The 1,271-nt window shown below is 63.6% G+C and carries 1 protein-coding gene; it reads left to right on the top strand.

The annotated features are described in order from the left end of the window. Positions 1-1,190, top strand: a 1,190-nt coding sequence (gene tagH / locus A2I95_RS39285) for a type VI secretion system-associated FHA domain protein TagH (RefSeq protein WP_291737778.1), incomplete at its 5' end; no start/stop codon positions are given. Positions 1,191-1,271 lie beyond the last annotated feature (81 nt).

The raw sequence follows: 1,271 nt of genomic DNA, 5'->3' as shown, positions 1-1,271 counted from the left end.
ACTATGAGCTGGTGGTGGAAATCCGCGATGATCTGGCGGATGTCGGCGGCATGATTGCTGCCCCCGCCGCGCAGGGGCCGGCCTCGCACGGCAATGCCGCCAATGCGCCGGATCCGCTGCAGCTGCTGGAAGATGCAGGGCCGGGCGGTGATTTCCTGGATGATTTGCTGGGTGAGGGCCTTAAGGGACCGGCGCAGCTGAATCCAGTGGATCCGATTGATGAACTGCTGCCGCCCCTGGGCGAAGAAGAAGATCCGTTTTTTCAAAAAGCCAGCGACGGGCGTGAAGGGGAGGGGGCCAGTCTGGCCAACCACAACCCGACCGCTTCGGACGGGTTTGCCGTGCCTGCGGCGCAGTCGAACATGATCCCGGACGATTGGGACGATGATTTCCTGACGGGAATAGGCGAGCCGGAAACTCCGGTGCCTGCCCCCGATCCGCAACCCGCGCCGCCGCCGCGTGAGGTTCCGGCCCCGGTGCCGGAAACCCCGCCCGCAGCGCCGCCGCCGGAAGTGCCGCCCGCACCGCCGACCGAGATACCGCCGGTGCAGGATAGGGCTGCCGGGGAGCAGAAAACCATTGCATCCGCGGCGCCTCCGTCAGCAGCGTCGCAAGACGCGGTGGCCGCGTTCCTGAAGGGTGCGGGCGCCGAAGTCAGCCTTGATCCGGCGGAACACGCCAGCACCATGGCGCGCATGGGCCGGGTGATGCGGACGCTGGTCATCGGCCTGCGCGAAATCCTGATGACGCGGACCTCGATCAAATCCGAATTCCGGATTGAACAGACGATGATCTCGGCGGGTGGAAACAACCCGCTGAAATTCTCGATTACGCCGGAGCAGGCGGTTGAAGCGATGGTGCGTCCGGCGACCAAGGGCTACTTGTCGCCAGAGACGGCTGCCGAAGAGGCGTTGCGCGATATCAAGGCACATGAGGTGGCGATGGTCACCGGCATGGAGGCGGCGCTGAAAGGTGTCTTGAAACGGCTTGATCCCAAAGCATTGGAGAGCCAGATCGAAACCAAGGGCGGCCTCAAGGACCTCCTGCGCGGCAAGAAGGCGCAGTACTGGGACGTCTACGAACAGCTGTATGCGGAGATTTCCGATCAGGCTGAGAATGATTTTCACGACTTGTTCAGCCGCGAGTTTGCGCGTGCCTACAAGGATCAGCTGGACAGGCTGAAGGACTGATGCGCACCGCGCCGCTGGCGCGTGCCCGCAACTGAGAGGAGATCCCGGTGTCCTGGGACAGTAAAGTACTTTGGACGGAGG

It is taken from the genome of Leisingera sp. F5 (assembly GCF_001593695.1).
The sequence above is the reverse complement of the archived record's forward strand: the minus strand, read 5'-3'. Positions and strand labels throughout refer to the sequence as shown.